Annotated in this window: 2 tRNA genes and 2 rRNA genes; all 4 read right to left on the reverse strand. The window is 52.1% G+C overall.

Annotation, left to right across the window (positions count from 1 at the left end):
• Positions 1-1,171: ribosomal RNA gene (locus tag NR177_RS23675) — 23S ribosomal RNA — on the reverse strand; the annotation flags it as partial.
• 205 nt (positions 1,172-1,376) lie between these two features.
• Positions 1,377-1,452 (reverse strand) — tRNA-Ala (locus NR177_RS23680).
• 141 nt (positions 1,453-1,593) lie between these two features.
• A tRNA-Ile gene (locus tag NR177_RS23685) sits at positions 1,594-1,670 on the reverse strand.
• 73 nt (positions 1,671-1,743) lie between these two features.
• A 16S ribosomal RNA gene (locus NR177_RS23690) occupies positions 1,744-1,912 on the reverse strand; the annotation flags it as partial.

Here is a 1,912-nt window from a genome sequence, read left to right on the forward strand (position 1 = left end):
GTCGCTGCCGCAGCTTCGGTGCATGGTTTAGCCCCGTTACATCTTCCGCGCAGGCCGACTCGACCAGTGAGCTATTACGCTTTCTTTAAATGATGGCTGCTTCTAAGCCAACATCCTGGCTGTCTGTGCCTTCCCACATCGTTTCCCACTTAACCATGACTTTGGGACCTTAGCTGGCGGTCTGGGTTGTTTCCCTCTTCACGACGGACGTTAGCACCCGCCGTGTGTCTCCCGTGATAACATTCTCCGGTATTCGCAGTTTGCATCGGGTTGGTAAGCCGGGATGGCCCCCTAGCCGAAACAGTGCTCTACCCCCGGAGATGAATTCACGAGGCGCTACCTAAATAGCTTTCGGGGAGAACCAGCTATCTCCCGGTTTGATTGGCCTTTCACCCCCAGCCACAGGTCATCCGCTAATTTTTCAACATTAGTCGGTTCGGTCCTCCAGTTAGTGTTACCCAACCTTCAACCTGCCCATGGCTAGATCACCGGGTTTCGGGTCTATACCCTGCAACTTAACGCCCAGTTAAGACTCGGTTTCCCTGCGGCTCCCCTATACGGTTAACCTTGCTACAGAATATAAGTCGCTGACCCATTATACAAAAGGTACGCAGTCACCCCCATAAAGAAGGCTCCCACTGCTTGTACGTACACGGTTTCAGGTTCTGTTTCACTCCCCTCGCCGGGGTTCTTTTCGCCTTTCCCTCACGGTACTGGTTCACTATCGGTCAGTCAGGAGTATTTAGCCTTGGAGGATGGTCCCCCCATATTCAGACAGGATACCACGTGTCCCGCCTTACTCATCGAACTCACAACCTGTGCACCTTTGTGTACGGGAGTATCACCCTGTACCCTGCGACTTTCCAGACGCTTCCACTGATGCACAAGCTGATGATGGTTCTGGGCTCCTCCCCGTTCGCTCGCCGCTACTGGGGGAATCTCGGTTGATTTCTTTTCCTCGGGGTACTTAGATGTTTCAGTTCCCCCGGTTCGCCTCATGCCGCTATGTATTCACTGCATGATAGTGTGACGAATCACACTGGGTTTCCCCATTCGGGTATCGCCGGTTGTTGCGGTTCATATCACCTTACCGGCGCTTATCGCAGATTAGCACGCCCTTCATCGCCTCTGACTGCCAGGGCATCCACCGTGTACGCTTAGTCGCTTAACCTCACAACCCACAGGCGTTTTACGCTGCGTGTCATGAGCTTTTGAGAGACCCGATCACACGTCATCATTCTTTATTACGGAAGAATGCGACCATGTGTCGTTTCAAATTTTCAGCTTGTTCCGGATTGTTAAAGAGCATAATACTTCGCAGCACACCGTTGCCGGTACGCTCTGAAGTATTTTTCAGAAATACAGTAATATCAGTATGGTGGAGCTAAGCGGGATCGAACCGCTGACCTCCTGCGTGCAAGGCAGGCGCTCTCCCAGCTGAGCTATAGCCCCATACAGTTACTGCAGAGACCACTACTACCACTCAACCGAGTACACTTCATGAGAAATGTAATTCGTGCTCAGGCAAGGCATGTTTTCGCGAAGCATAGTGAACTATGCGAGCCGGAAACATAACGCAGCATGAGACGAATTTGGTAGGCCTGAGTGGACTTGAACCACCGACCTCACCCTTATCAGGGGTGCGCTCTAACCACCTGAGCTACAAGCCTGTAGAGGTTTTTTCTGCTCGTTACTTTCTATCAGACAATCTGTGTGAGCACTTCGCGGGAAGGTATCTTCAGGTAAGGAGGTGATCCAACCGCAGGTTCCCCTACGGTTACCTTGTTACGACTTCACCCCAGTCATGAATCACAAAGTGGTAAGCGCCCTCCCGAAGGTTAAGCTACCTACTTCTTTTGCAACCCACTCCCATGGTGTGACGGGCGGTGTGTACAAGGCCCGGGAACGTATT

The organism is Pantoea sp. Fr+CA_20, from assembly GCF_024520835.1.
Lineage (GTDB): Bacteria > Pseudomonadota > Gammaproteobacteria > Enterobacterales > Enterobacteriaceae > Pantoea > Pantoea allii.